The organism is Nocardia sp. NPDC057440 (assembly GCF_042802915.1).
In the GTDB taxonomy this organism is placed as follows: Bacteria; Actinomycetota; Actinomycetes; order Mycobacteriales; family Mycobacteriaceae; genus Nocardia.
Window position 1 is genome coordinate 94335 of the sequence record NZ_JBHVDF010000003.1, and the last position, 24482, is coordinate 118816.

Sequence of the window (24482 nt, forward strand, 5' to 3'; positions counted from 1 at the left end):
TCTGAGCGCCGCGGGACAGTCTCGGGCCGAAGCTCCCGATCAGTGGGACCACGCCTTTCGGCGACAGCCGACCCGCCGAACTATCGAAATAACGACGACCGTGGAGGAACCGACATCATGAGCCTCGCGAACACCGACGACCAGGTGCGCGTGATCGATACCGGAGCACCACCCGCCCGCTACGCGCGTGGCTGGCACTGCCTCGGCATCGCCGAGCGCTTCCGCGACGGAAAGCCGCACACCATCACCGCGTTCGGCACCGAACTCGTGGTCTTCGCGGCTACCGACGGCACCCTCAGCGTGCTCGACGCGTACTGCAGGCACATGGGCGGCAACCTCGGCGACGGCACCATCAAGGGCGACACCCTCGCGTGTCCGTTCCACGACTGGCGCTGGAAGGGCAACGGGCGATGCGCCGCGATTCCTTACGGCCGCCGGGTGCCGCCGCTGGCCCGCACCAAGTCCTGGGTGACGCTCGAGCAGAACAAGCAGCTGTTCGTGTGGAACGACCCCGAGGGCAACCCGCCGCCCGAGGACGTCACCATCCCCCGCATCGACGGTGCGTTCAGCGACGAGTGGAGCGACTGGACCTGGAACGAGATCGTCATCGAAGGCGCGAATTGCCGCGAGGTGATCGACAACGTGGTCGATATGGCGCACTTCTTCTACGTGCACTTCGCCTTCCCCACCTACTTCAAGAATGTCTTCGAGGGCCACGTCGCCAGTCAGTACATGACCTCGATCGGCCGTGCGGACGTGCAGGGCGAGATCGCCAAAGAAGCGGGCGGCAAGAACGTGCTGCAATCCGAGGCGCACTATTACGGGCCGTCCTACATGATCGACCACCTGGTCAACGAGTCGAACGGCCAGAGCGTCGAATCGGTGCTCATCAACTGCCACTACCCGGTGTCGCCCACCAAGTTCGTGCTGCAGTACGGGGCGATCGTCAAGAAGCTGCCCGGCCTCTCGCCGGAGGATGCCGACGCGATGGCGGTGCGTTTCGCGAACGGGCTCGGTCGCGGCTTCGAACAGGATGTCGCGATCTGGAAGCGCAAGACCCGCATCGACAATCCGCTGTTGTGCGAGGAAGACGGGCCGGTCTACCAGCTGCGGCGCTGGTATGAGCAGTTCTACCGGGACGTCGCCGAGGTCGAGGACAAGATGACCGATCGCTTCGAGTTCGAGGTCGACACCACCCGCGCGGTTTCCGCGTGGGAGGCGGAGGTCGCCGAGAACCTGGCCGCCAAGCGCGGCGTCTGAACGGCACGGCCATGGACTCCGTCACCTGCCAGACCTGTGGAATCCGGGTCCAGGTAGTCAAATTCAGCCCCTCGCACACCAGCGTGCAATGGAGCGCGGCCGCCGCGAGGCATTGCGCGGAACTCGCCGACAACGGCGGCGGCCCGGTCCGTGGCTGCACCGCGCTGCGCGCGTGCATCGAGAACGCCGTCACCGCGGGCGCGGTCGGTCTGAGCACCCGCGATCGGGACCTGCTGTGAATCCCGGTGTCGCGGTGGCATTGCGGGTGGTACGGGTCGTCGCGGAAACGCGCGATGCGATGTCGCTGGAGCTGGTCGCCGAATCCGGGGTGCCGCTGCCCTACCGACCCGGCCAGTTCCTGACGTTGCGGATCCCCAGTGACCGAACAGGCTCGGTGGCTCGCTCGTATTCGCTGTCCAGCGCGCCGCACGAGGACGGGCCGCTGAAGGTCACCGTCAAGAGGACCGCCGACGGGTACGGGTCGAACTGGTTGTGCGACAACGCTACCGCGGGCATGAGTATCGACAGTCTGCCTCCTGCTGGTGTGTTCACCCCCGAATCGCTGGATACCGACCTGTTGCTCTTCGCGGCGGGCAGCGGCATCACCCCCGTGCTGTCCATCCTGAAATCCGCACTGGCACGGGGCAACGGACGCTGCACGCTGATCTATGCCAATCGCGACGAGGAGTCGGTGATCTTCGCCGACGAACTGCGCGCACTGTCCGCGGCCTATCCGCAGCGCCTTCTGGTGCTGCACTGGCTGGAGTCGGTGCAGGGCTTGCCTGCGGCGCGCTACCTGACCGATCTCATCGCACCGTGGTCGGACCGGGAGATCTTCGTGTGCGGCCCGGGCGCTTTCATGGACGCGGTGGTCGCCGCCGCCCGCGATCTCGGCGTCGACCGGGACCGGGTGCACGTCGAGAAGTTCGTCTCGCTGTCGGGCGATCCCTTCGCGCAGGCCCCGATCGAGGTGCCCGACAGCGCGGACTCCGCCACCGTCGAGGTCGAATTCGACGGCGAAACCAACGAATTCGCATGGCCGCGCAGCAGCGTGCTGCTCGACGTGCTGCTCGCACGCGGCGTGGCAGCTCCTTACTCCTGCCGTGAGGGCGCCTGCAGCGCCTGCGTCTGCCGAGTCGTCGACGGCGAAGTGAAGCTGCTGCGCAACGACGTACTGGAACAACAAGACCTGGCCGAGGGCTACGTGCTGGCCTGCCAGGCGGTGCCGGTCACCGACTCGGTCCGGATCACCTATGAATGAGGAGAACGACCCCATGACTGCCATCAGCTCGCTCGGATATGTGAAGGTCGCGGTCGCCGACCCGGATGCCTGGCGCACCTTCGCCTTCGATGTGATCGGCTTCGCCGAGGGATCGGGTCCCGACCCCGACGCGATCTATCTGCGCATGGACGAGCACGTCGCGCGTCTGGTGCTGGTGCCGGGTGACACCGACAAGGTGCTCGCCATCGGCTGGGAGGTCCGCGACCACCGCGCGCTGGCCACCGCGCGGGAAGCCGTGGAGCGGTCCGGCATCGCGGTGAGCACGCTGACGGTGGCGGAAGCCGACGCACGCAGTGTCGAAGAGGCGATCAGCTTCGTCGATCCGTCCGGCACCACCGTCGAGGTCTTCCACGGCCCTGTCCTCGACCACAGTCCCGTCGTCGGCAAGCACGGCAACCGGTTCGTCACCGAGGGCCTCGGCCTCGGCCACGCGGTGCTGCCGGTCCCCGACCTCGATGTCGCCTTCCGTTTCTACACCGACGTACTCGGCTTCCTGCCACGCGGCGCGTTCCGCCTGCCGACGCCACCGGAGTACGGGCCGGTGCGCATCCGCTTCCTCGGCGTCAACCAGCGCCACCACAGCCTGGCCCTGATCCCGTCCGGCGGCAAGGAAGGCTCCGGCCTGGTCCACATCATGGTCGAGGTGGACCGCCTCGATGACGTCGGGCGCGCCCTCGACCGTGTCAACAAGGCCGGTTACCACCTGTCCTCGACGCTCGGCAGGCACACCAACGACAAGATGATCTCCTTCTACGTCCGCACTCCGGGCGGCTGGGATCTCGAGTTCGGCACCGAAGGCGTGCTGGTGGACGAAACCACCTACACCGCAGAAGAAATGACCGCGGACAGCTACTGGGGTCACGACTGGGACCGGAGCTGAGGCTCCGGTCCGCACCGAGTAAGGACAATTGAATTGAGCGACAACCAGTTCGGCCCCACCAGGTTCGGATTCTTCATCGCCCCCTACCATCCGCTCACCGGCAACCCGACCCTGCAGATCCACCGCGATCTCGCCTTGGTGGAGCTGGCCGATAAGCTCGGCTACAGCGAGGCCTGGATCGGCGAACACCATTCGGCCGGACTGGAAATCATCGCCGCACCCGAGGTCTTTCTTGCCGCGGCCGCGCAACGCACCCAGCGCATTCGCCTCGGCACCGGCGTGAATTCGCTGCCCTACCACCAGCCGATGATGCTCGCCGACCGGCTCTGCCTGCTCGATCACCTGACCATGGGCCGGACCATGATGGGTGTCGGCCCCGGTCAACTGGCCACCGACGCCGCCATGATGGGCATCGATCCGGTTCGCCAGCGCGACATGATGCACGAATCCATGGATGTGCTGGTGCGCCTGCTGCGCGGGGAGACGGTGACCGCCGAGAGCGACTGGTATCACCTGAACGAAGCGCGCCTGCAACTGCTGCCCTACCAGCAGGGTGGCATGGAAATGGCTGTCGCCTCGACCATTTCGCCGTCGGGAGCGGTGCTGGCCGGTCGGCACGGCGCCGGGCTGCTCTCGCTGGCCGCTTCCGATCCCAGCGGATATGAGGCGCTGCTGCCCAATTGGAAGGTCTACGAGAAGACCATGGCCGACAACGGCCACGTGCTCGACCGCTCCCGGTGGCGCCTGGTCGCGCCGATGCATATCGCCGAGACCAGGGAACAGGCACTGCGCGAGGCCGAGTGGGGCGTCGGACATCTCGTCGACTACATCGAGAAGCTCAGCGGCATGGCAGCGCCGTGGAACTCCTCGGCCCGCGCCGCTGTCGAGCAGTGGGCCGGAGAGGGCTTCCCCGCCTTCGGGCGCGCCACCATCGGCACCCCCGACGACGCCATCGCCACCATCGAGAAGCTCGCCGAACAGTCCGGCGGCTTCGGCACCTTCCTGCTGCTCGGCCTGAATGTCGCCGATTGGGACGCCACCCAACGCTCGGCGCGACTGTTCGCCGAGCAGGTGATTCCCCACTTCACCCGAGCCAATCGCAACCGGGTTGCCTCGCTGGAATGGGCGCACGTCAACAGTGAGCGCATGATCGGCGGCCTCACCGCGGGCATCCAGAGCGCTTTCGACAAGCACGGACAGGCGTTGGCCGCCGCACTCGGCACGGAGGAAGCGAAGTGAACACCACCTCGACACCGGGAGTACACCGATGCGCGCAGTAGTGATGCGGGGCCGCAGCCTTGTCGTCGACGAGGTCCCCGAACCCGTGCCGGGACCTGGCCAGGTGCTCGTCGAGACGGTGGCGTGCGGTATCTGCGGATCCGATAAACAAGCACTCGACTACACCGACGAGTTCCTGCAGGCCTCCCGCGACAGCGGCGTGCCCACTTTCGAGTTCGACCCGTCGCGCGATGTCGTGATGGGTCACGAGATCGCCGCCCGGGTCATCTCGGCCGGACCGGACACCCCGCACACCGAGGGACAGCTGGTGGTCGCGCTGCCGTGGGCCATCGACCACGTCGGTCAGATCCACGGCGTCGGCTTCTCCAACGATTTCCCCGGTGGCTACGGGGAACGAATGGTGTTGCAGGCCATGGCTCTGGAACCGATTCCCGATCATGTGCCGCCGCATGTCGCGGCATTGACCGAGCCGCTGGCGGTCGGCTTCGGCAATGTCGCGCGCACCGGCATCGGGGCCGACGGCACCGGCATCGTCATCGGTTGCGGCCCTGTCGGTTTGGGTGCCGTAGCGGCGCTCGCCGAACGCGGTGTCGCACCGATCATCGCGTCCGATCCGTCGAAGCTGCGCCGCGACACCGCACTGCGGCTCGGCGCGCATCGCGTGGTCGATCCCGCCGTCGAGGACCCGATCGAGGTGTGGCGCGAAGCGGCCGCGCCCGGTCAGCTGCTGCACATCTGGGTGTGCGCGGCGGTGCCGGGCCTGCTCAACGAACTGCTGTACAAAGCGCCACGCCAAACGACCATCCTGCAGGTCGGCGCGGTGATGACCGACGACGTCATCCGTCCGATCGTCGGCATCTACAAGGACATCTCACTGCAGATGTGCATGGTCTACCCGCACGAGGAGTACGCGAAGACGCTCGGCCGCATCGCCGACGGCACCGTGGACGCGTCCTCGCTCATCACCGACCAGGTCGGCCTGTCCGGAGTGGCAGGCGCTATCGAGGCGCTGCGCCACCCGGACGACCACATTCAGATCCTGGTCCGCCCGGATCTGTGAACGACGGGCGTCGGCCGGGCCGAGGAGACCTCTTCGGTCATGGCGTGCAGCCACTCGCGGGTGTAGCGCTCGGCGAGCAGAGGCAGAAAGTTGCCGACGGTGGCGTGGCCCGCTACGTGTCTGTAGGCCGAATGCAGGCACTGGTTGATGGCGTCGTCACCAACGGCATCGAATTCCCTGGCCAAGCGGTGCGCGGCGGTCTGCAACGCAGCCTCTTGGTCGATCGACGGGTCGGGTAACGGAGCTGGAGCAGCAGGACCTTCAGTCATGGCGGACTCCTGGTCATGTCGGAACGCACGATACTGCGGACGCGGTCGTGCGTACCGACGACCACGTCAAGCACTCGGATACCCGATCCGCCTCGATCGGACACCTCTGGCCGAACTATCCGTGTGAACCCGACTTTCCGCGGCACCCATCGGGTTCAGCGCCAGGATGTCCTCGGCGAAGTCGGTCGAGGTGCCCAGCGCGCGTTGGGGCGCTCGACAGACTGTCCGCCCAGGCATCGGCGGCGTTGTCGCGGGCGAAAAAATAGAACAGGTTATTGTCTCGGCACCGCGCACGTGCCAGGCTGGACCAATGGATCTCGCCGCCATCGAAGCAATCCGCCAGCTCAAGTATCGCTACTTTCGGACGCTGGATCTCAAACGATGGGACGAGTTCGCCGACACGCTCACCGCCGATGTCGCGGGCCGCTACGGCACCCATGCCCTCGGCGAGCCGCTCACCCTGGACGGCCGCGACGCCGTCACCGCCTTCATGCGGGAGAATCTCGGCCCCGCAGTGGTCACCACCCACATCGCCAACCATCCCGAAATCACGGTCACCGATGAGACAGCCACGGGCTCGTGGGCTTTCGAGGACACCGTGATCGCCACCGAATACGGCGTCCTGATCCGCGGCGCCGGCTACTACACCGACAGCTACCGCCTCGACCCCGATGGCCGATGGCGCATCGCCGCCACGGGCTACCAACGCATCTACGAATCGATGCAAGCCCTCTCGGACACCCCGAGCTACCAACTGTTGTCGAACATGTGGGCATCGCCGACCCCGAAGTAGCCCGCCCGACCCGATACGGTGGACCCGCTATGGCCACCATCACGCACCTCGGCACTGCCGCATCGGCCTACCTCGGCGGATTGTCCGCGAAATCGGTCCACTATCGGACCGCTGGCGCTGGACGCGGGCGGGATGCGGGCGGATGCTGCGCATATGACTTCGCTGGCGCCTGATGAGTTCAATCCTGAGACCACCTATCTCAACACCGCATCCTTCGGGTTGCCGTCGGCCAGGGCATTGTCCGCCGTGCGAGATGCCGACACCCAGTGGGCGGCAGGACGCGGCGGTCCGATGGCGCACGACAATGTCGTCGACGAGTTGCGGGCCGCGTTCGCGCGACTGCTGGAGGGCGCGACGGTTGCCGACATCGCGTTCGGCAGCGGTGTCGCAGGGCTCATCGCACCGATAGCTGTGGCACTGCCACCAGGCTCGGAGGTGTTGCTGGCCGAGGGCGAATTCTCCTCCGTGTCCATGCCTTTCGTACACCGGGGTGACCTGTCGGTGCGCTTCGTGCCGCTGGAGAAGCTGGCCGAGGAGGTGCGGCCGGAGACCGCATTGGTCGCGGTCAGCGTCGTCCAGTCGAAGGACGGCCGGATCACCGACCTGTCGATATTGCACGCCGCCACCCAAGCGCACAACGCCCGCCTGCTGGTGGACGCCACCCAGGCCGCGAGTTGGCTTCCCCTGCGCTTCGCCGAGGCGGACTACTGGGTGTGCGCGGCGTTCAAGTGGCTGATCGGCGCCCGCAGCATCGCGTTCTTCGCCGCGACACCCGAGACGACGGCAGACATACGCCCCGTCGGTCCCAGCTGGTACGCCGCGGCGGACGCGTGGGCCGAGTTGTACGACCCGATCGCACTCGCCACCACGACCAGGCGCTTCGACGCGACACCGGACTGGCTCGGTGCGATCGCCGCCTCGGCGGGCATCGAGCTGATCGAGGAACTGACAGTGGACAAGATCGGGGCGCACAATCTCGACCTTGCCGACCGCTTCCGAACAGGTCTCATCGAACTCGGCTACGAGCCCGTCCCCGGCCCCTCGGCCATCGTCTCGGTGCCCGGCGCAGGCGACGCGGCCGCAGACCTCGAACAAGCCGACATCATCGCCTCGGTCCGCGGTGGCGGTCTTCGCTTCGCCTTCCACCTCTACAACAGCGCCACCGACGTCGACCGCACCCTCGACGCCCTCCCCGAGAAGTAGCCCGCCACCGCGAGCGCGGTCGCAGTGCGCGGCCACCCATCCGGTTGCGTGCGTCCACCATTGCGCGAGGCCCTGCGGATACCGGTCCGGGGCGCGATGGGCATTGCTGTGCGACGAGTGGCACCTGGTGGGAAGTGATACGCCGGTGCGGTCCCCACGAAAGTGCCACGCACGCGCCGAACGCGGGGCGGACAGCAGGTGGTGTCAGTGGGCGGCCGGGGTGGTGATCAGGGGGAGGTCGAGGGCCGTGAGAATGCCCGGGGGTGCTCGGACGACGGCGGGGACCGCGTTGACGATGCGCATGGCGGTGGCCAAGAGGGTGGCGTGGTTGTGGTCGCCGTGCGGGCTCGAGGTGACGAGGTCCATCGCGTAGCTCGGGTCACCGGTGATTTCGATGCGATAGGAGCCTTCCGGGTGCGCCGGTTGCGGCCAGTCGGGGCACAGGTCGGGGCGTAGGCGGGTGACGTGTTCGAGGACCGTGACGGGCCGGTCGCCGACCATGCCACGGACCTCGAAACGCAATGCGGCAGCGGTTCCTTCGGCGATGTGGCCGGTGGCGATGTCGAAGGCTTCCGGTGCGGGGATTCGGTCGTAGGTCTCGGTGACCGAGTCGAGGGTGACCCCGATTCCCGCGGCGAGCTGGCGCACCGTGCCGCCCCAGGCGAGCGAGAGGACCCCGGGCTGCAACAACAGTGGGATGTCGTCGAGGGGCTTGCCGAAGCCCATGATGTCGAACATGACCTCACGGTTGTCGTAACTGGCGTAGTCGACGATTTCCAGGCACCGCAGTTGATCGATGCGCAGACAGGTGCCTGCGAGCGCGAGGGGCAGTAGGTCGTTGGCGAAGCCGGGGTCGATGCCGTTCACCCACAGTGACGAATTGCCCTCGGCCGCAGCATCTTGCACCGGCTTCAACAGTTCGTCGGGCAGCACACCGTACGGGTACTGGAAGAACACCGGCGCGCAGGCGACCACGTTGATGCCCGCACGCAAGAGCCGCTGCAAATCCTGCACCGCATCGAACAGGCGGTTGTCGGTCATGGAGCAATAGACGACGCAGTCGGGCGCCGCGGCGAGGATCGCCTCGGCATCCGTTGTGGCGGCCACGCCCACTGAATGGTCGAGCCCGGCCAGGGTTCCCGCGTCCTTTCCGTCTTTCGACGGCCCCGAAACCCACACGCCTGTCAATTCGAGATCGGGGTTGGCGATGATGCCCGCGAGCGCGTGCTTGCCGACATTGCCTGTGCCCCACTGCACTACGGAATATGTCATGTCACAGATCCGGAATCGGGAGGTCGAGGTTCGGCGTGATCAGGCCGCCGTCGGGTTCGAGGATCTTGCCGGTGACGTACTTGCCCGCGGGCGAGACCAGATACAGCGCGGCGGCCGCGATGTCCTCGGGATCGCCGATGGTGTGCAACGGCGTCTTCGATTCCAGCTCGGTGCGCATGGCCTCGTTGCCCGCGACGATTTCCAGCGCCGAGGTCAGGATCGAACCGGGCGCGATGGCATTCACCCGAATGCGCGGATTCAGATCGAGCGCGGCCAGCCTGGTGTAGTGCGCGAGTGCCGCTTTGGCCGTGCCGTAGGCGGCGAACGCCCGGCCCGGCAGTCGGCCCATTGTCGAGGTGATGTTGAGAATCGAACCGCCACCGGCGGTTTCGAGGATTCGCGGCACCGCGGCCCGCACCAGCGCGTGGGCATTGGTGACATTGAAATTGAAGGCATCGACCAGCGCCTGCGGCGTCGTGTCCAACAGCGTGCACGGCAACGCGCCGCCCACATTGTTGACCACGATGTCCAGTCGCCCGAACCGATCCACCGCGGCAGCGGCGAGCCCCGCCGTCGCCTCGATGTCACTCAGATCGGCGGGCACCACATGCGCGTGCCGTCCCACCGCGGCCACCCTCTCGGCCACCTCGTCCAGCTGACTCTTGGTGCGTGCGGCGATGACGACATCGGCCCCTGCCTCGGCGAAGGCAACGGCGATCGCCGCGCCCAAGCCGCGGCCCGCACCCGTGACAACGGCGACCTGCCCGTCGATTCGGAATCGATCCAGAATCATCCAGCACTCCATCCCTCGCAGCAGACGTCGAATATTCGACATCTTATGCACTAATATTCGACATCGTAAGTCGTTCCGCCGAGCCGAACAAGAGGTGCGCTATGCCCGAACGGTCACCGTCGCCACCGACCCGCCGGGTTGTCGAGGTCGTGTCACTGCTCGCGGCCGCACTCGACCCGATGAGCGTCGCGGGCATCGCGGACCGCTTGGATATCGCCCGCGCCACCGCCACCGCGATCCTGGCCGAACTGGATTCGGCGGGCTGGGTGGTGCGCGACCCGAACCGCGGCTACGCCATCGGCCCCGCACTGACCGGTCTCAGCAGTTCCACGCTCCCCCACGGCGTCGGCGACATCCTCACCGCCCTCACCGCGCGCACCGGATCCGGCGCCACCCTCAGCCGCATCGAACCCGACCGCCTCACCGTCCTCGACGTCCGGCACGGCCCCGACCGGGTGGTCCCCGGAATCCCTGTCGGACACCGCATCCCACTGCAGTTCCCGGCGGGCGCCAGCGTGATGCCGTGGCGCGCGGCCGCCGAACAGAACACCTGGCTGGCGGCCGCACCCGATGCCGAGCGCCGCACCGCAAGCACCTTGCTCGCCCTGGTGCGCGAGCGTGGCGTCGCCGTCTTCCGTCCCCTCGCCGATGACGCGGGCATGGTCGACCTGCTCGCCGATCTCCTGGGCGCGATGGGACCCGAACTCCTGCAGCCACAGCTGCGCACCCGCATCCTTCGCCAGCTGGCTGCCCTCACCTCCCGCCCCTACAGCAAGCACGAACTCGATGCCGACACCGCGCTGCCGCTGAGCTACCTGGCCGCCCCGGTCTTCGACGCCGTGGGCACCGCGGCCTACGAAGTTCAACTCGGCCCGCTGCGCGCGGCGACCACCAAGCTCGAACGCGACGAGTACATCTGCGCGACCCTCGACGCGGCCCGCTCGCTGACGGCCGTGATGACCTCCCGCTAGCGACCCGGGCTGCTGACCAGTGCGTACGATGGGCGTAGTTGCCGCATGGCCAACCGTGGGGCGCGGTGCGCTATCAACTGTGGTTGTGGGGATTCACATGTCGCAAGAGACGTCTTCGGATCGACTGGTCGCAGGCCGGTACCGACTCGCGGGGGTGCTCGGGCGCGGCGGCATGGGGGTGGTGTGGTCCGCGACCGACGAGATGATCGGCAGGCAGGTGGCGGTCAAGGAAATCAGGGCCCCTGCCGATGAGCTCGGGGAGGATCGCGAGGTGTTCATGGCCAGGGCGCTGGCCGAGGCGCGCAATGTGGGGCGGATAAGCCATCCGGGCGTCGTCGCGCTCTACGATGTGATTCCCGCGGGCCAGGATGACGACGCGGTCTATCTGATCATGGAGTTGGTGGCCGCGCCGACGCTGGAGCGGTTGATCAGGGTGTACGGGAAGATGCCGAGCCGCGAGGTCGCCGAGATCGGGTTGCAGTTGCTCGACGCGCTCGCGGCCGCGCATGCGCTGGATGTCGTGCACCGGGACGTCAAACCGGGCAACGTCTTGGTATTGCCGAGCGGCCAGGTAAAACTCCTCGACTTCGGTATCGCGCGCGCCGCCACCGACCCCCGGCTCACCCGATGGGGCGCGTTGGGCACCGTCTCCTACATGGCACCCGAGCGGTTCGGGCCCGGTCCCATCACTCCCGCCGTCGACTACTGGGCGCTGGGCGCCACGCTGTACCGCGCGGCGACCGGCAGCAGTCCGTTCGAGCGCGAGTCCACCGCACAGACATTGCAGGCCATCATCTACCAAGACCCGCCGACCCCCGACTGCGACGAACCTCTAGCGTCGGCCATCACGGCGCTGCTGGCCCGCGACCCCCGCGACCGACCGGCCGGCGACCGGGCTCGCGCCATGCTGCGCGTGGCCGCGACCGATCAGCCTTCGACACAGATCAGCGAGCACGCCGTCCGGGAGCCGGCAGACATCACGGTGATACGGCCCGCGCCGCCGGACAAGGATTCGACCTCCGATCCACCGTGGGAAACCCCGGCGAGGCCTGCCAGGCTGCGCGGCGACGAGGCATCGAAGTCCGGCACTTCCGCGCGCCCTCGAGCTGTCAAACCCCTTGCCGCGGCAGCACTCTGGCTTCTGTGCGGGCTCCTGTTCCTGACGCCCGGCGTGACGGTGATCGCGATAGCGGCCGAGACGATGCTCACGGGCACCGACACCGCATCGTCGGCCCAGCGCTTCGTCGGCCCGGCCATCGGCGCATTGGTCGGCGCGGCGATGATTGCCCTCGCCGTCTTCCCGGTATTCATCGGCATTCGCGAACTGAAGGACTGGCGAGGCCACCGGGCTGCGAGTGCGGAGCTGTCGAAAGAGCAGTAGCGAACGCCGATCCCAGCCGATCGCCCGCGTTACTTGGTCAGCGCTTCGGCGGCGCCTCGGTGCAGGGTGACCGGAGCGGTCAACGGTGCGGCATCGCGATTGATGCCCTTGGCGGCCGAGTTGGCCTGTTCCAGTTGGGTTTTGCGGTCGAACAAGGTGGTGGTGAGAACGCAGGCGAGATCCGCGTCGAGGTCGTCGCGGACCAGAAGAACATTCGGGACGACGATGGTTTTCACGTCCGCGGGCAGACCGTAGGTGGCGGCCGGGATGACGCCCTCTTCGTAGACGGGGTTCGCGGTGCGCATGCTGCCTGCGAGATCGGCGATGTCGAGGAAGCGCACCTTGTCCTTGGCCGAGGTGAACAGGTCGGTGATACCGGGGGTCGGCAGCCCGCCGGAGAAGAACATGGCGTCGATCGAGCCGTCTTTCATACCGTCCACGGTCTTGGTGAGATCGAGGCGCTGCGCCGAGATGTCGTTGTCGGGGTTGAGCCCGGCCGCCTGCAGCACCCGCTGGGCGATCACCTCGGTGCCGGACTTGGGCGATCCGGTGGAGACCCGCTTGCCGCGGAGATCGGCGAGCGAGCCGACGCCGGCCCCGGTACGGACGATCACCTGTGTGTAGTTGGGATACAGCCGCGAAAGCGCCTGTACAGGTTGCCGTTTCCCTTCGAAACTCGCGGCGCCGAGCACTGCGTCGGCGGCGGTGTCGGCCAGCGAGAACGCCACCTGATAGGTGCCCGCGACCAACTGCTGGATGTTCTGCACCGATGCGCCGGTCTCCGCGGCGGTCGCCTTCACCTTGCCGCCGGTGGCCTGCGAAATCTGTTCGGCGTACGCATTGCCCAGCGCGAAGTAGACGCCGGTCGCGTTGCCGGTGGCGATCCCGACGCGAGTCTCCTGCTTCACCTCACAGGTGACCGCGCCACCCGCATCGGTCTGTGGCGTGTCGCGCCGTCCACCACATCCGGCGAGCAGGCCGGCCGTCACCACCGCGACGGCGAAACCTATTGCGACTCTTGTCATGTCGTCCTCCTTCGAGAGACCAGAGTGATCCCGACCGCCACAGTCAGCGCGGCCACCCCGACGACGAGCGCGCCGGGCTCCAGGTACAACAGCGCCAGCCCGCCCACCGCGGCGAACACCCGCGCGAGCGGCCGCGCGGGACCGACCCCGAGAATCCAGCCCCCGGTCGCGGCCGCCAACGCCGCGACACCGACGCAGGCGGCCGCCGTCGTCCACAGCACGCCGAGCACCGGCCCGCGCCCGAGCAAATATTCACCGGGACCGCTGAGCACGAACACGATCGGCACCAGGAACGCGGGCAACGCATATTTCAGCGCCTGCCACATGGTCGGGACGGTGCGCGCACCGGTGATCGCCGCCGCGCCCACCGCCGCGAGCGCGGTCGGCGGCGTCACCTCGGAAAGCACCGAGTAGTAGAAGACGAACATCGCCGCGGCCGGGGCGGGCACTTCCAGTGCGAGCAGCGCGGGCCCGATGATCGCCCAGCCGATGATGAACGACGCCGTCACCGGCACCGCCAAGCCCAGCACGGCCAGCGCGATGGCCGCGAGCACGACCGTGCACGCCAGCACCACCGTGTGGTTGTCCGACACCGTCCGCGCCGCACGCACCAGCAGGGACGCCAACTGCGCGCCGAGCCCGGTCTTCGTGGTCATCGCCGTGATGACACCGGCCGACGTGCACACCGCCACCACCGGCAGCGCCGAGCGAACTCCGCTGCCGAGGGCCTGGAACACCCTGCGCGGCGAACTCGCCCGCGCGCGGGTGCGCGAATCGAGGAACGCGAGCACGAAAGCGAGTGCGGTGGCGTAGACGACGGCCCGTGTCGCGCTCACCCCGATCAGCAGCAGCACCACTATCGCGATCAAGGACAGGAAGTGGTAGCCGAATCGCGCGAGCAACCGCCACACGGACGCGCCGCCGATCTCCACAGGTCGGGTACCCAATCTGCGCGCGTCGATCTCGACGGCGAGCAGAATTCCCAGGTAGTACAGCACCGTCGGGATCATCGCCCAGCCGAGCACCGTCACATAGGAGACGTCGAGATATTCGGCGACGATGAACGCGGCGACACCGAGTGTGGGCGGCGAGAGGATCGCCCCGACACCGGCCGCGGCCAGCATGCCGCCGGCCTGTTCCGGCGGATAGCCCGCCCGCCGCAGAATCGGCCAGGTGACCGCACCGACAGTCACAGCCGTCGCGGTGCCGGAGCCGGACACCGTGCCGAGCAGGAAACCCGAGGCGACGGCGGTCCGTCCGGCCGCGCCGCGCGAGCGGCGGAATGCTGCCACCGACAGATCGACGAAGAACTGTGCGGCGCCGGAGAATTCGAGCACCGCGCCGTAGAGGGTGAACAGCACGATGTAGGTGGCCGCGACATCCAACGGCGTGCCGTAGAACCCGCTGCCCGAGTTGTACAACGCGTCGATGATCTGCCCGAAATCCAACCCCGCGTGCGCAATTGTCCAGTGCTGAGGGAGGAATCCGCCGTAGTAGCCGTAGCCGACGAACACCAGACACACCACCGGCAGCACCCACCCGGTCGTGCGCCTGCAGGCCTCCAGCACCAGGACGAGCAGCACCGAGCCCATCCCGACATCCACCGGATCGAACTGTCCCTGTCGATCGAGGAAGGCGTTGTACCCGCCGCCACCCGACCCGATCGTCATCGGCAACAACGGATACAGGCACACCACCAGCGTCACCGCGGCCACTATCCAGTCGAGAGCCCCAGGCCCCTCGCCCCGATCCAGCCTGCGCACTCCGGACCGGTAGGCGATGAACACCAACGGCAGCGTTCCGCTCAGGAATACCACCAGGTAGTACTGGCTGCCCTGCGACAGCGGCCGAAACACCTGCCACAGCACCAGGATCGCCACCGCGAAAGCGACTGTCGCCACCAACTGTTCGGGCAGGCCGGTCAGTACCCGTGCCGGGCGCTCTTCATCGTCGACCTCGATCTTGGGTGGCTGATCGCCGACCGGATCCGTATCCGGGAGTCGCCGATCGCCGCGCGGCTCGTCGTCGGAGCCCCCACCGCTATCTTTCGGCAGCGCCGTACCTAGATCAGCGCCACGCCTCTCCGACATGGCGCGACACTATCAACGCACGGCCGCCTGTATGCGGCTAATGAAATCCGGGGTCGGCAAATCACGGCGCACCGCCAGATCGCGTGCTGCCGAGTCGGTGGCGAGGCCGGCTCCAGCAATACCGGAGAATTCCCTCGGCCGAATACGGGCCGGAATGGCGTATTGCCGACGATGCGGTGTCGGTGTGGCGGTGCAGTCCTGGCGACAGCGACGTGGTGGCCACTCGGGCCCCCGAGCGGTGCCCGCCGCGCGCTCACCCTCCGATACGAGATTCGCCAGCCGACGGCCGCACGGACGACCACGTCCACAGAGGTCGTTACGGCGCGTGCTGGGTGGCGGGGAGCGGCTCGTAGAGGACGATCGCCCACGGGGATTCGGGCGTCGGGCGGACCGACGTGCGGCGTTCGTGGGGTCCGGTGACCGGATCGGCGGCGGCGAACCCGGCGGCGCGCAGCCGGGCAAGGGTGGCATCCAGGTCGTCGACCTTGGCCGCCAAGGACGGGGTGTCGCCTTCGCGGTCGGCGCCCGCGAGCATGACTCGGGCCGGGCCGATGTCGAACTGCGCCCAGCGGTCGCTGTCGACGAAGGTGGCCTTGGTGCCGAAAACGGCGGTGAGCAGGTCGATCGCGGCGGTCAGATTATCGGCGGGAAAGATCGTGCCGAGGCGTTCTACTGTCATCGATGTGCTTTCAAGGCTTGGCGGAGTGCGGAAAAGGCAGCGGTAGCAGCATCTTTCGCGTCGGACAGGCTATCGGCCATGCTGAAGAAACCGTGGAACTGGCCGTCGTAGCGGATCACCTCGGCGTGCACGCCTGCCTCCCGGAGTCGCACGCCGTATTCCTCGCCCTCGTCCCGCAGCGGATCGAACTCTGCGGTGACGATGTGCGCGGGCGGCAGTCCGGACATGTCGCGGGCGCGCAGTGGCGACGCGTAGGGGTGGTCGGCATCGCCGTCGGTTCCCAGGTATTGCTCCCAGTACCACCGCAAATGGTCGTCGGTGACGAAGTATCCCTGCGCGTTGTCCCGATAGGACACCGTGTTTCGGGCCGGGTCGAGCATCGGATAGACAAGGAGTTGGCAGGCGACGGCGGGACCGTTGCGATCGCGAGCCATCAATGTCGTTGCGGCGGCGAGATTTCCGCCGCAGCTGTCACCGGCCACCGCGACCCTGGCCGGGTCGCCGCCCATCGTCCCGGCATGTTCGGCGACCCAGTTCAGTGCCGCGTAGGCATCCTCCGCGGCCGCCGGGAACCGGTGCTCTGGCGCCTGCCGGTAGTCGACCGACACCACGATCGCGCCGACACCGTTGGCCATCGACCGGCACAATTGGTCGTGACTGTCGAGGCTGCAGATCACGAACCCGCCACCGTGGAAGAAGACGATGACAGGCAGCAGTGCGGTCGTGCCGGTCAGGTTCGATTCCGCATCGGTGACCGACGACTGTGTGTCGAGAGACGAATCCGCGGGACGATAGACGCGCACCCACAGCTCCGGCGCGCCGACCGGCCCCGGCACCAGACGCTCCTCGACCCGCCCGACCGGAATCGGCTCGGCGGCGGCCGCCGGGCGCGCCGCGAGAATGCGGCGCGCCTCGGTGGCGTCCTGAATCTCGGTGCCCAACCGAGGAAACGACGCGGTGGCCAGGTCGACGATCACCTGCGCTTCGGGTTTCAGCGGCATCGCCCGATCCTCACTCGCCCGCGGCGCCGACAGCGGGCATCGCGCCCGGCGGAATGAACTGTCCCGCGGACAATCCGCCATCGATAGCCAGCTCGGCCCCGGTGATGAAGGCCGACGCGTCGGAGGCGAGGAACGCCACCAGTTCGGCCACTTCGCTCGGCAAACCGACGCGGCCGAGCGGCAGTGACGGGAAACTGCCTGGCCCGGTGCTCAAGCCGAGATGCCCGATCATCGGTGTCGCGATCGGCCCCGGGTGTACCGAGTTCACGCGGATGCCGAGCGGACCGAGTTCGAGTGCGGCCGTCTTGGTCAGACCACGCAATCCCCATTTCGACGCGCCATACGCGGAATGCCCCATCAAGCCCTGCAATCCGGCCTGCGACGAGATGTTGATGACCGAGCCGCCGCCCGCGGCCCGCATCGGCTCGACAACCGCCTGCATGCCGAGGAACGATCCGATGAGGTTGATCCGCAGAATGCGCTCCAGCTCCTCGGCGGTGGTGTCGGTGAGCGGTTTCGCGGTGTAGATGGCCGCGTTGTTCACCAGCACGTCCAGCCGCCCGAACTCGCGCACCGCCGTCTCGACGGCGGCCGCCCATTCGGACGCGCTACTCACATCATGACGAACGAAGCGGGCGGCGGCGCCGATCGATTCGGCAACTTCTTCACCCTCGGGTTCCAGCACGTCGGTGAGCACGACGCGGCCGCCGGACGCGGCGACGAGCCGGGCCTCTTCGGCGCCCTGGCCCCGGGCAGCGCCGGTGATCAGGACGACCTTGCCGGTCAGATCGGTCATATTCAGCTCCTTGCTCATGCACTTGCGGATCCCCGGCCTGCGCCGGAAAAGTAGGCTTCGGCGCATCCGCCTGCCATGTCGGGCGGCGGCCGGGTTCCTGAGCCCACAGCCTGCGAGCGGCTGTGCGCGGGGTGACTAACCCTTACGGAAGTGCGGGATAACCTTTTCGCCCCAGTGCCGGATGGTTTCCAGGCACGCTTCCTGGGGCACGGTGCCCATCTGGATCAGGCAGAGGATTTCGTCGGCGCCCGCCTCCTGCAGCCGCTCGACGTAGGCGATCGCGTCCTCGGGGCTGCCATAGGCGTGCTCGGCATTGAACACCGAGGTGGCGCCCGTCTTCACCGGAATCTTGGCCTCGTGCAGGTAGGCGACGTGATCGTCGGCGGCCTGCTTGATCTTGGCCACCTCGTCGACAGTGGGATCGACGGCCTCGTCCGGGACCGGGCCCGCGCCGTACCAGTGCTTGATGGACTGGGCGAAGAAACGCTGACCGCGCGCGCCGATCTGCTGGGCCTTCTCGCGATCGTCGAGGACGATGGTCGGGCACAGCGCGGCGAAATGGTCGTTGACGACAGTCGAGACGAACTTCTCCCCGGTCCGCGCCGCAATGGCCGCGTCGTAGGTACGGCGCAGTTCGGCGATCTCCTCAACACCCGCGAAACCGAGGACCAGCGCGCCGATCCCGTAGTCGGCGGCCAGCCTGAGCGTGTCCTTCTTGGTGCACGCCATGAACAGCGGCGGATGCGGCAGCTGGACCGGACGCGGCAGCATCGGGTGCGGGTCGATATCGAGCAGCTCACCGTGCCACTCGAATTCGCCCTCGGGATCCTGCCAGGCCTTGCCGATGATCCGCAGCGACTCCTCCACCTCCTGGTAGGTGCGATCGGGGTCTACGCCGCACATGGAGGTCTCCTGCGGGGTCGCGCCGCGACCCGCGCCGAGGTTTACTCGCCCGTTGGACAGCACGTCGAGCATGGCCGCACGCTCGGCCGCACGCACCGGGTGGTTGAAGTTGAACGGCATGCACACCACGCCGTGACCGATGCGGATCCGTTCGGTGCGGGCGGCCACCCAGGTCAGGAAGATCTCCGGCGCGCTCATATGGGCGTACCACTTCAGCCCGTGATGCTCGACCGCCCAGACGGTGTCGAAACCCATCTCTTCGGCCAGCACCGCCTGCTCTACGCAGTCGCGCAACACCTGCCGTTCGTGATCGGCGGACGGGTTGGTCATTTGTGCCTCGAAGATCATCGAGAACTTCATGCATTGCCTCCACTTCTCAATATGCCTAGTAGAAATATTTCCGATGCTCTCGTGGAGGTCAGGTGCATGTCTCGGTGGATGGGACTGTGCGGGCTCCCGCCACTGTCGCGCCCCTAGCGTTCGGAGGTAACGCGGGAGAAAGGATGGGCCAAGTGGGCCGACTCGATGGCAAGGTCGCACTGATCACCGGAGGCGCACGCGGAATGGGCGCCGAGCACGTCCGCCGTTTCGTCGCCGAAGGCGCGCGAGTGGTATTCGGCGATGTGCTCGACGCGGAGGGCAAGCAACTCCAGGCCGAGATCGGCGCCGACTGCCACTACGTGCATCACGACGTGACGAGCGAGGCAGACTGGGCCGCCGCCGTGGCCGCGGCTCGCACCGAGTACGGCAGGCTCGACGTGCTGGTCAACAATGCCGGAATCCTGCGATTCCAGTCGATCGCCGAGATGAGCCTCGCCGATTTCACCACCATCATGACCGTGAATGTCACCGGCGCATGGCTGGGCATCAAGACCGCGACGGCGGCGCTGACCGAAGCGGGTGGCGGCTCGATCGTGAATATCTCCTCGGTCGAGGGATTTATCGGCGCGGCGAATCTCTCCGCTTACAGCGCGAGCAAATTCGCGATCCGTGGCCTGACCAAGTCGGCCGCGCGCGAACTCGGCAAACACGGGATCAGGGTCAACTCGATTCACCCCGGCGGCATCGCCACACCGATGACGGCCGCCGCAGGTTCGGGCGTCGACGGCAGCACATTCTTCGCCGGACTGCCGATCTCGCGCTGGGGCCAACCCGGCGAGGTGTCGGAGGCGGCGGTCTTCCTGGCGTCGGACGGCGCGAGCTATTGCACCGGCACCGAGATCGTCGTCGACGGCGGCATGCTCACCGGCGCGGGCTACTGATCAAGCGTGAACGACAAGGAGGTGGCGATGTCCGAGGAACACGAGTACGACGTCGTAGTTGTTGGTTCGGGAGCCGCGGGCATGACCGCCGCATTGACCGCCGCGTATCGCGGACTGTCGGTGGTGCTGATCGAAAAGAGCGGCAGCTTCGGCGGTTCCACCGCGCGCTCGGGCGGCGGCGTCTGGATTCCCAACAATCCGGTGCTGGTCCGCGAGGGCGTCCCCGACAGCCCGGACCTGGCCAGAGTTTATTTGAAATCCGTTGTCGGCGATCGGGTTCCGCAGGAGAAGCAGGACGCGTTCCTGGACAACGGTCCGCGCATGATGACCTACCTCGGCGCGCGCACCCGCCATCTCGAGTTCGTCTACGACCGCGGCTACTCCGACTACCACCCGGAGTTGCCCGGTGGACTCGCGCAGGGCCGCAGCATCGAACCGGCGATCATCGACGGCCGGCTGCTCGGCGAGGATCTGGACAAGATCAACCGGCCGACCATGTCCGGCCCCAAGGGAATCGCGTTCACCGTCAGCGACTTCCACGACCTCAACATGATCGCGCGGACCTGGAAGGGCAAGCGCACGGCCATGAAGGTCGGCGCGCAGGCGGTGCTGAACAAGCTGCGCGGACGGCTGCCACTGAGTCTCGGCAAGGCTCTGGTCGCCCGGCTCTGGCTGGCGCTGCGCGACGCGAACGTGCCGGTGTGGCTGAATACACCACTGACCGATCTGATTACCGAGGACGACGTTGTGGTCGGTGTGCGCGCCGAGCGTGACGGTGCCCCGATCACCATTCGGGCTCGGCGCGGTGTCGTGCTCGCCGCGGGCGGCTTCGAGCACAACCTCGAGATGCGGCAGCAGTTCTTCACCGGTCCGGTGAGCACCGAGTGGACGGTCGGCGCCACCGAGAATGTCGGCGAGGGCATTCGCGCCGGTGAAAGTGCCGGTGGTGCACTGGATTTGATGGACGACGCCTGGTGGGGGCCTTCGGTCCGCAACCCGGACGGTCCGCCCTTCTTCTGCTTGGCCGAGCGCTCCCAGCCCGGCGCCATCATGGTCAACGACGCGGGCGAACGCTTCACCAACGAATCGGCCAGCTATGTCGACGTGGTGCACACGATGTACGAGCAGCACGCGAAGGGCATCGGCCATGTCCCCGCGCACTTCATCATGGACCAGCGCTTCCGCGACAGGTACCTGTTCCTCGGTACCTTCCCGAAGCAGGCCATCCCGCAGAAGTATTACGACTCCGGGATCATCAAGAAGGCCGACACCCTCGCCGAACTCGCGGACAAGATCGGCGTGCCCGCCGACACGCTGACCGCGACCGTCAACCGGTTCAACGGTTTTGCGCGCGCCGGTCGCGATGAGGACTTCCATCGCGGCGAATCCGCCTACGACCGGTATTACGGCGACCCCACGGTCAAGCCCAACCCGTGCCTGGCCCCGATCGACCATGGCCCGTTCTACGCGGTCGAAATGGTTCCCGGCGACTTGGGCACCAAGGGCGGGCTCGTCACCGACGAGCACTCCCGGGTGCTGCGCGGCGACGGCGCCGCGATCGCGGGACTGTATGCGGCAGGCAACAATTCGGCCGCCGTGATGGGAAACAGCTACGCCGGCGCCGGCGCGACGATCGGCCCGGCCATGGTGTTCGGCTACATCGCCGCCAACCATCTCGCCGACACCGCACCGACGAGCCCCTGATGCCACCGACGTTCGAACTATCCGGCCGATTTCGGCCGAACAGGAGCATGACATGGACAGAGTGAATGGCAAGACCGTGATCGTGTCCGGTGGCGCGCGTGGCATGGGCGCCGCGTTCGCCCGACGCCTCGTCGCCGAGGGCGCGGCCGTCGTGGTCGCTGATGTCCTGGTCGACGAAGGCAAAGCAGTCGCCGCCGAGCTGGGCGATCGGGCGGTGTTCGCGCCGCTGGACGTTACCGACGAGACCGCGTGGCACGCCGTCGTCGCCGAGGCCGAACGCGCCTTCGGCCCGGTCTCCGGGCTCGTCAATAACGCTGGCATCGTGCACGTCGACCCCATCGAGAAACTCGCCGAGGCCGACTACCGCCGTGTGATCGACGTGAACCAGGTCGGCGTCTTCCTCGGCATGAAAGCCGTTGTGCCGTCGATGCGGCGGGCAGGTGGCGGCTCGATCGTCAACATCTCGTCGATCGGCGGCATCATCGCCTTCAGCAACATCCTGGGCTACGTGGCCTCCAAGTGGGCGGTGCGCGGCATGACCAAGGCCGCGGCGCAGGAATTCGGCGTCGACGGAATCCGGGTCAATTCCGTGCATCCCGGCGTTGTCGCCACCGAGATGACCGCCACCTCCGAGCGCTCCAACTCGATGGTGCACGACCTGCCGCTGGCGCGTGCCGCAGCGCCCGACGAGCTGGCCAGTCTGGTGCTGTTCCTGATCTCCGACGAGGCAAGTTACTGCACCGGCTCCGAATTCGTCGCCGACGGCGGCTACACCACCAAATGAAGGACACACCCCTGTGAAGAACTTTCAGGACAAGGTCGCCGTCATCACCGGCGCGGGCGCGGGCATCGGGCGGGCCCTGGCGGTGGAGCTGGCTCGCCATGGCGCGAAACTGGCGTTGTCCGGCCGAAATCTGGCCAATGTCGCCGAGACTGCCGCGCTGTGCGAGCAGGCGGGCGCCAAGGCCCGCGCCTATAAGCTCGACGTGACCGACCGCGCCGCCTTCTATCAGCACGCCGACGAGGTACAGGCGGACTTCGGCCCGGCCAATCTGGTGGTCAACAACGCGGGCGTCTCGCTCACCGCCAATGTCGAGGAGCTGAGCTGGGAAGACTTCGAGTGGATCGTCAACATCAATTTCTGGGGCGTGATGTACGGCACCAAAGCCTTTCTGCCGCAGGTCATCGCATCCGGCGACGGCCACATCGCCAATGTCTCCAGCATGTTCGGCCTCGCCGCCTGTCCCAGTCAGGGCGCGTACAACGCCACGAAGTTCGGTATTCGCGGCTTCACCGACGCGCTACGCCAGGAAATGAAGATCGCCGGCTACCCGGTGGGCGTGAGCAGTGTCCACCCCGGCATGATCAAGACCGACATCGCCTGGAAAGCTCGAGCGGGCGGCGATCGCGACCGTGACGCACTGGCCGCGAACTTCGACAAGCTGGCGAAAACGACTCCCGAATCCGCGGCGACCACCATCCTGCGCGGCATCCGCAAGGACAAGGCCAAGATCCTCATCGGCGCCGATGCTCGCGTAATCGACTTGTTGCCAAGGATTTTCGGCTCCGGCTACCAGCGCATCCTCACCGCTCAGATGAAGAAGGAAGTCTCGTAACATCCAGGGTGCGCGGCGGCGCCGGTGCGATCAGCGACCGGCACCCCGCAGCTGATGTCGACCATAGTGCCGTCCCTGCTCCGGAAAATTCGACTGGTGGATACCGACATGCATGAGAACTCCGTTGTCCTCGGAAGTCGTCATTGACTCCCCGCAACACCGATTCTGCGCTTCGGCCTGCCGGTTTCCCTGAGTAGCGAACTACTTGTCTTTCACCATATCAACGCAGGTCAGAGCATTGCGGATGCGGCCGTACAGGTAGTTCGACACCAGCCGTACGCGCATGCCGACTACGCGACATCCCCGCCACGCGCAGGAGCTTGCGGCCGAGGTCGCGCACCATTTCCAGCGGCTCGCGCACCTCGGATTCCACACCGGGGCGCGCGAGCCGGACTGCGGTCCATTCCAGCGAGTCGGCGCCGGTGCGCAGCAGTCAGCTGTGGTCGTCGACCAATTCCACTTCCTCGGCTCGAAGGCGGAAGCACTTGACCAGCTCCCCCGCCGAAACGTGCACGAGAAACACCAGCGGCCCTCGTTGTGCGCGGAGCAATGGAACGGCGGGTATTCGACGCACTCGCGCACGCCGGCTTCACGGAGATCACGATCGCCCAGGCGCGGATCGTGCAGCGCATCGGGCCGTACGGCACCCGGGTTGACCGAGCTCGCCGAACAGGCCGAGGCCGCCGAACAGAACGCGGGCTTGCTCGTCGGCCAGCTCGAACGCGCGGACTACGTGCGCCACGTCCCCCACCCCGCCGACGCCCGCGCCCGCCTGGTCCGCCTCACCCGTCGCGGCACCGAGGCCACCGCCCTGGCCAACCGCGTCGCCGCCGAGTTCGAATCGGAGTGGTCCACCCATATCGGCACCCGGACCATGGTCGCGCCCTCGAACAACTGCGCGACATCATCGACCCGTTATCTGGTGGGCAGCGCCGGGCCGCGCGAGGTGGTGTGGCCGCCAATGTGGAGAGCGGAGGGGGGTGGCGGGCCGGACGAGCGACAC

General features: G+C 67.3%; 23 protein-coding genes and 1 pseudogene. 15 read left to right on the forward strand and 9 right to left on the reverse strand.

Annotated features, from left to right (window positions below; genetic code table 11):
* The first annotated feature begins 117 nt into the window (after positions 1-117).
* The 6 genes from ACFU4Z_RS07035 to ACFU4Z_RS07060 are packed head-to-tail and all read left to right on the forward strand — an operon-like array spanning position 118 to position 5721.
* Positions 118-1260, forward strand: a complete 1143-nt coding sequence (locus ACFU4Z_RS07035; RefSeq protein ID WP_379060459.1) for a Rieske 2Fe-2S domain-containing protein — start codon at positions 118-120, stop codon at positions 1258-1260.
* 11 nt (positions 1261-1271) lie between these two features.
* Positions 1272-1499, forward strand: a complete 228-nt coding sequence (locus tag ACFU4Z_RS07040) for a hypothetical protein (protein ID WP_379060461.1) — start codon at positions 1272-1274, stop codon at positions 1497-1499.
* A gap of 59 nt (positions 1500-1558) precedes the next feature.
* Positions 1559-2521 (forward strand): 2Fe-2S iron-sulfur cluster-binding protein, encoded by a 963-nt coding sequence (locus ACFU4Z_RS07045; RefSeq protein ID WP_379060882.1) that lies wholly within the window; start codon positions 1559-1561, stop codon positions 2519-2521.
* A 13-nt stretch (positions 2522-2534) separates the two neighbouring features.
* A complete protein-coding gene (locus tag ACFU4Z_RS07050) occupies positions 2535-3422 on the forward strand; it encodes a VOC family protein (RefSeq protein ID WP_379060462.1) in 888 nt (295 codons plus the stop codon).
* A gap of 33 nt (positions 3423-3455) precedes the next feature.
* Positions 3456-4661 carry an LLM class flavin-dependent oxidoreductase gene (locus ACFU4Z_RS07055; RefSeq protein WP_379060463.1) on the forward strand — a complete coding sequence of 402 codons (1206 nt, stop codon included), beginning with the start codon at positions 3456-3458 and terminating at the stop codon, positions 4659-4661.
* 28 nt (positions 4662-4689) lie between these two features.
* The gene (locus ACFU4Z_RS07060; protein WP_379060464.1) at positions 4690-5721 is read left to right on the forward strand and encodes a zinc-binding dehydrogenase; all 1032 of its coding nucleotides are present in this window, start codon (positions 4690-4692) and stop codon (positions 5719-5721) included.
* Here the strand turns inward: ACFU4Z_RS07060 and ACFU4Z_RS07065 are convergent.
* Complete coding sequence (locus tag ACFU4Z_RS07065; RefSeq protein WP_379060465.1) at positions 5694-5990, reverse strand: three-helix bundle dimerization domain-containing protein; 297 nt, start codon at positions 5988-5990, stop codon at positions 5694-5696. The genes ACFU4Z_RS07060 and ACFU4Z_RS07065 overlap by 28 nt on opposite strands.
* A gap of 310 nt (positions 5991-6300) precedes the next feature.
* On the opposite strand from ACFU4Z_RS07065, the gene ACFU4Z_RS07070 reads away from it, so the two are divergent.
* Together ACFU4Z_RS07070 and ACFU4Z_RS07075 are read left to right on the forward strand one after the other, a co-directional pair.
* Positions 6301-6783, forward strand: a complete 483-nt coding sequence (locus ACFU4Z_RS07070; RefSeq protein ID WP_379060466.1) for a nuclear transport factor 2 family protein — start codon at positions 6301-6303, stop codon at positions 6781-6783.
* Between the two features lie 153 nt (positions 6784-6936).
* Positions 6937-7986, forward strand: a complete 1050-nt coding sequence (locus tag ACFU4Z_RS07075; RefSeq protein ID WP_379060467.1) for an aminotransferase class V-fold PLP-dependent enzyme — start codon at positions 6937-6939, stop codon at positions 7984-7986.
* A gap of 204 nt (positions 7987-8190) precedes the next feature.
* Here the strand turns inward: ACFU4Z_RS07075 and ACFU4Z_RS07080 are convergent, their stop codons facing one another.
* On the reverse strand, positions 8191-9258 hold the full coding sequence (locus tag ACFU4Z_RS07080; RefSeq protein ID WP_379060468.1) for a diacylglycerol kinase: 1068 nt from the start codon (positions 9256-9258) through the stop codon (positions 8191-8193).
* Position 9259: 1 nt separating this feature from the next.
* On the reverse strand, positions 9260-10051 hold the full coding sequence (locus ACFU4Z_RS07085; protein ID WP_379060469.1) for an SDR family oxidoreductase: 792 nt from the start codon (positions 10049-10051) through the stop codon (positions 9260-9262).
* A 101-nt stretch (positions 10052-10152) separates the two neighbouring features.
* On the opposite strand from ACFU4Z_RS07085, the gene ACFU4Z_RS07090 reads away from it, so the two are divergent.
* On the forward strand, positions 10153-11022 hold the full coding sequence (locus tag ACFU4Z_RS07090) for a helix-turn-helix domain-containing protein (RefSeq protein ID WP_379060470.1): 870 nt from the start codon (positions 10153-10155) through the stop codon (positions 11020-11022).
* A gap of 97 nt (positions 11023-11119) precedes the next feature.
* Positions 11120-12403, forward strand: coding sequence for a serine/threonine-protein kinase (locus ACFU4Z_RS07095; RefSeq protein WP_379060471.1), 1284 nt, complete (start codon positions 11120-11122; stop codon positions 12401-12403).
* 29 nt (positions 12404-12432) lie between these two features.
* On the opposite strand, the gene ACFU4Z_RS07100 is transcribed toward ACFU4Z_RS07095, so the two are convergent.
* From ACFU4Z_RS07100 to ACFU4Z_RS07125, 6 genes are all read right to left on the reverse strand, one after another.
* On the reverse strand, positions 12433-13428 hold the full coding sequence (locus tag ACFU4Z_RS07100) for a TAXI family TRAP transporter solute-binding subunit (RefSeq protein ID WP_379060473.1): 996 nt from the start codon (positions 13426-13428) through the stop codon (positions 12433-12435).
* On the reverse strand, positions 13425-15518 hold the full coding sequence (locus tag ACFU4Z_RS07105) for a TRAP transporter permease (protein ID WP_379060474.1): 2094 nt from the start codon (positions 15516-15518) through the stop codon (positions 13425-13427). The genes ACFU4Z_RS07100 and ACFU4Z_RS07105 overlap by 4 nt, the downstream gene beginning before the upstream one ends.
* A gap of 316 nt (positions 15519-15834) precedes the next feature.
* Positions 15835-16197, reverse strand: a complete 363-nt coding sequence (locus ACFU4Z_RS07110; RefSeq protein ID WP_379060475.1) for a VOC family protein — start codon at positions 16195-16197, stop codon at positions 15835-15837.
* Positions 16194-17198, reverse strand: a complete 1005-nt coding sequence (locus tag ACFU4Z_RS07115) for an alpha/beta hydrolase (protein ID WP_379060477.1) — start codon at positions 17196-17198, stop codon at positions 16194-16196. The genes ACFU4Z_RS07110 and ACFU4Z_RS07115 overlap by 4 nt, the downstream gene beginning before the upstream one ends.
* A gap of 10 nt (positions 17199-17208) precedes the next feature.
* Positions 17209-17994, reverse strand: a complete 786-nt coding sequence (locus ACFU4Z_RS07120; RefSeq protein WP_379060478.1) for a glucose 1-dehydrogenase — start codon at positions 17992-17994, stop codon at positions 17209-17211.
* A 135-nt stretch (positions 17995-18129) separates the two neighbouring features.
* Positions 18130-19257, reverse strand: a complete 1128-nt coding sequence (locus ACFU4Z_RS07125; protein WP_379060479.1) for an LLM class flavin-dependent oxidoreductase — start codon at positions 19255-19257, stop codon at positions 18130-18132.
* 143 nt (positions 19258-19400) lie between these two features.
* Between ACFU4Z_RS07125 and ACFU4Z_RS07130 the strand changes: the two genes are divergently transcribed.
* The 5 genes and pseudogenes from ACFU4Z_RS07130 to ACFU4Z_RS07150 all read left to right on the forward strand — a co-directional run.
* Complete coding sequence (locus ACFU4Z_RS07130; protein ID WP_379060480.1) at positions 19401-20159, forward strand: glucose 1-dehydrogenase; 759 nt, start codon at positions 19401-19403, stop codon at positions 20157-20159.
* Between the two features lie 27 nt (positions 20160-20186).
* Positions 20187-21863, forward strand: a complete 1677-nt coding sequence (kstD, locus tag ACFU4Z_RS07135; protein ID WP_379060481.1) for a 3-oxosteroid 1-dehydrogenase — start codon at positions 20187-20189, stop codon at positions 21861-21863.
* Positions 21864-21915: 52 nt separating this feature from the next.
* Entirely contained in the window at positions 21916-22647 is a 732-nt protein-coding gene (locus tag ACFU4Z_RS07140; RefSeq protein ID WP_379060483.1) for a glucose 1-dehydrogenase, read from the forward strand.
* A gap of 13 nt (positions 22648-22660) precedes the next feature.
* The gene (locus tag ACFU4Z_RS07145; protein WP_379060484.1) at positions 22661-23479 is read left to right on the forward strand and encodes an SDR family NAD(P)-dependent oxidoreductase; all 819 of its coding nucleotides are present in this window, start codon (positions 22661-22663) and stop codon (positions 23477-23479) included.
* A 652-nt stretch (positions 23480-24131) separates the two neighbouring features.
* A pseudogene (locus ACFU4Z_RS07150) lies at positions 24132-24482 on the forward strand (hypothetical protein); the annotation flags it as partial.

Bases quoted from the DNA above. Each gene is read 5' to 3' on its own strand.
- ACFU4Z_RS07035 (WP_379060459.1), top strand. From the start codon at position 118: ATGAGCCTCGCGAACACCGACGACCAGGTGCGCGTGATCGATACCGGA.
- ACFU4Z_RS07040 (WP_379060461.1), top strand. From the start codon at position 1,272: ATGGACTCCGTCACCTGCCAGACCTGTGGAATCCGGGTCCAGGTAGTC.
- ACFU4Z_RS07045 (WP_379060882.1), top strand. From the start codon at position 1,559: ATGTCGCTGGAGCTGGTCGCCGAATCCGGGGTGCCGCTGCCCTACCGA.
- ACFU4Z_RS07050 (WP_379060462.1), top strand. From the start codon at position 2,535: ATGACTGCCATCAGCTCGCTCGGATATGTGAAGGTCGCGGTCGCCGAC.
- ACFU4Z_RS07060 (WP_379060464.1), top strand. From the start codon at position 4,690: ATGCGCGCAGTAGTGATGCGGGGCCGCAGCCTTGTCGTCGACGAGGTC.
- ACFU4Z_RS07065 (WP_379060465.1), bottom strand. From the start codon at position 5,990: ATGACTGAAGGTCCTGCTGCTCCAGCTCCGTTACCCGACCCGTCGATC.
- ACFU4Z_RS07070 (WP_379060466.1), top strand. From the start codon at position 6,301: ATGGATCTCGCCGCCATCGAAGCAATCCGCCAGCTCAAGTATCGCTAC.
- ACFU4Z_RS07075 (WP_379060467.1), top strand. From the start codon at position 6,937: ATGACTTCGCTGGCGCCTGATGAGTTCAATCCTGAGACCACCTATCTC.
- ACFU4Z_RS07080 (WP_379060468.1), bottom strand. From the start codon at position 9,258: ATGACATATTCCGTAGTGCAGTGGGGCACAGGCAATGTCGGCAAGCAC.
- ACFU4Z_RS07085 (WP_379060469.1), bottom strand. From the start codon at position 10,051: ATGATTCTGGATCGATTCCGAATCGACGGGCAGGTCGCCGTTGTCACG.
- ACFU4Z_RS07090 (WP_379060470.1), top strand. From the start codon at position 10,153: ATGCCCGAACGGTCACCGTCGCCACCGACCCGCCGGGTTGTCGAGGTC.
- ACFU4Z_RS07095 (WP_379060471.1), top strand. From the start codon at position 11,120: ATGTCGCAAGAGACGTCTTCGGATCGACTGGTCGCAGGCCGGTACCGA.
- ACFU4Z_RS07100 (WP_379060473.1), bottom strand. From the start codon at position 13,428: ATGACAAGAGTCGCAATAGGTTTCGCCGTCGCGGTGGTGACGGCCGGC.
- ACFU4Z_RS07105 (WP_379060474.1), bottom strand. From the start codon at position 15,518: ATGTCGGAGAGGCGTGGCGCTGATCTAGGTACGGCGCTGCCGAAAGAT.
- ACFU4Z_RS07110 (WP_379060475.1), bottom strand. From the start codon at position 16,197: ATGACAGTAGAACGCCTCGGCACGATCTTTCCCGCCGATAATCTGACC.
- ACFU4Z_RS07115 (WP_379060477.1), bottom strand. From the start codon at position 17,198: ATGCCGCTGAAACCCGAAGCGCAGGTGATCGTCGACCTGGCCACCGCG.
- ACFU4Z_RS07120 (WP_379060478.1), bottom strand. From the start codon at position 17,994: ATGACCGATCTGACCGGCAAGGTCGTCCTGATCACCGGCGCTGCCCGG.
- ACFU4Z_RS07125 (WP_379060479.1), bottom strand. From the start codon at position 19,257: ATGAAGTTCTCGATGATCTTCGAGGCACAAATGACCAACCCGTCCGCC.
- ACFU4Z_RS07130 (WP_379060480.1), top strand. From the start codon at position 19,401: ATGGGCCAAGTGGGCCGACTCGATGGCAAGGTCGCACTGATCACCGGA.
- kstD (WP_379060481.1), top strand. From the start codon at position 20,187: ATGTCCGAGGAACACGAGTACGACGTCGTAGTTGTTGGTTCGGGAGCC.
- ACFU4Z_RS07140 (WP_379060483.1), top strand. From the start codon at position 21,916: ATGGACAGAGTGAATGGCAAGACCGTGATCGTGTCCGGTGGCGCGCGT.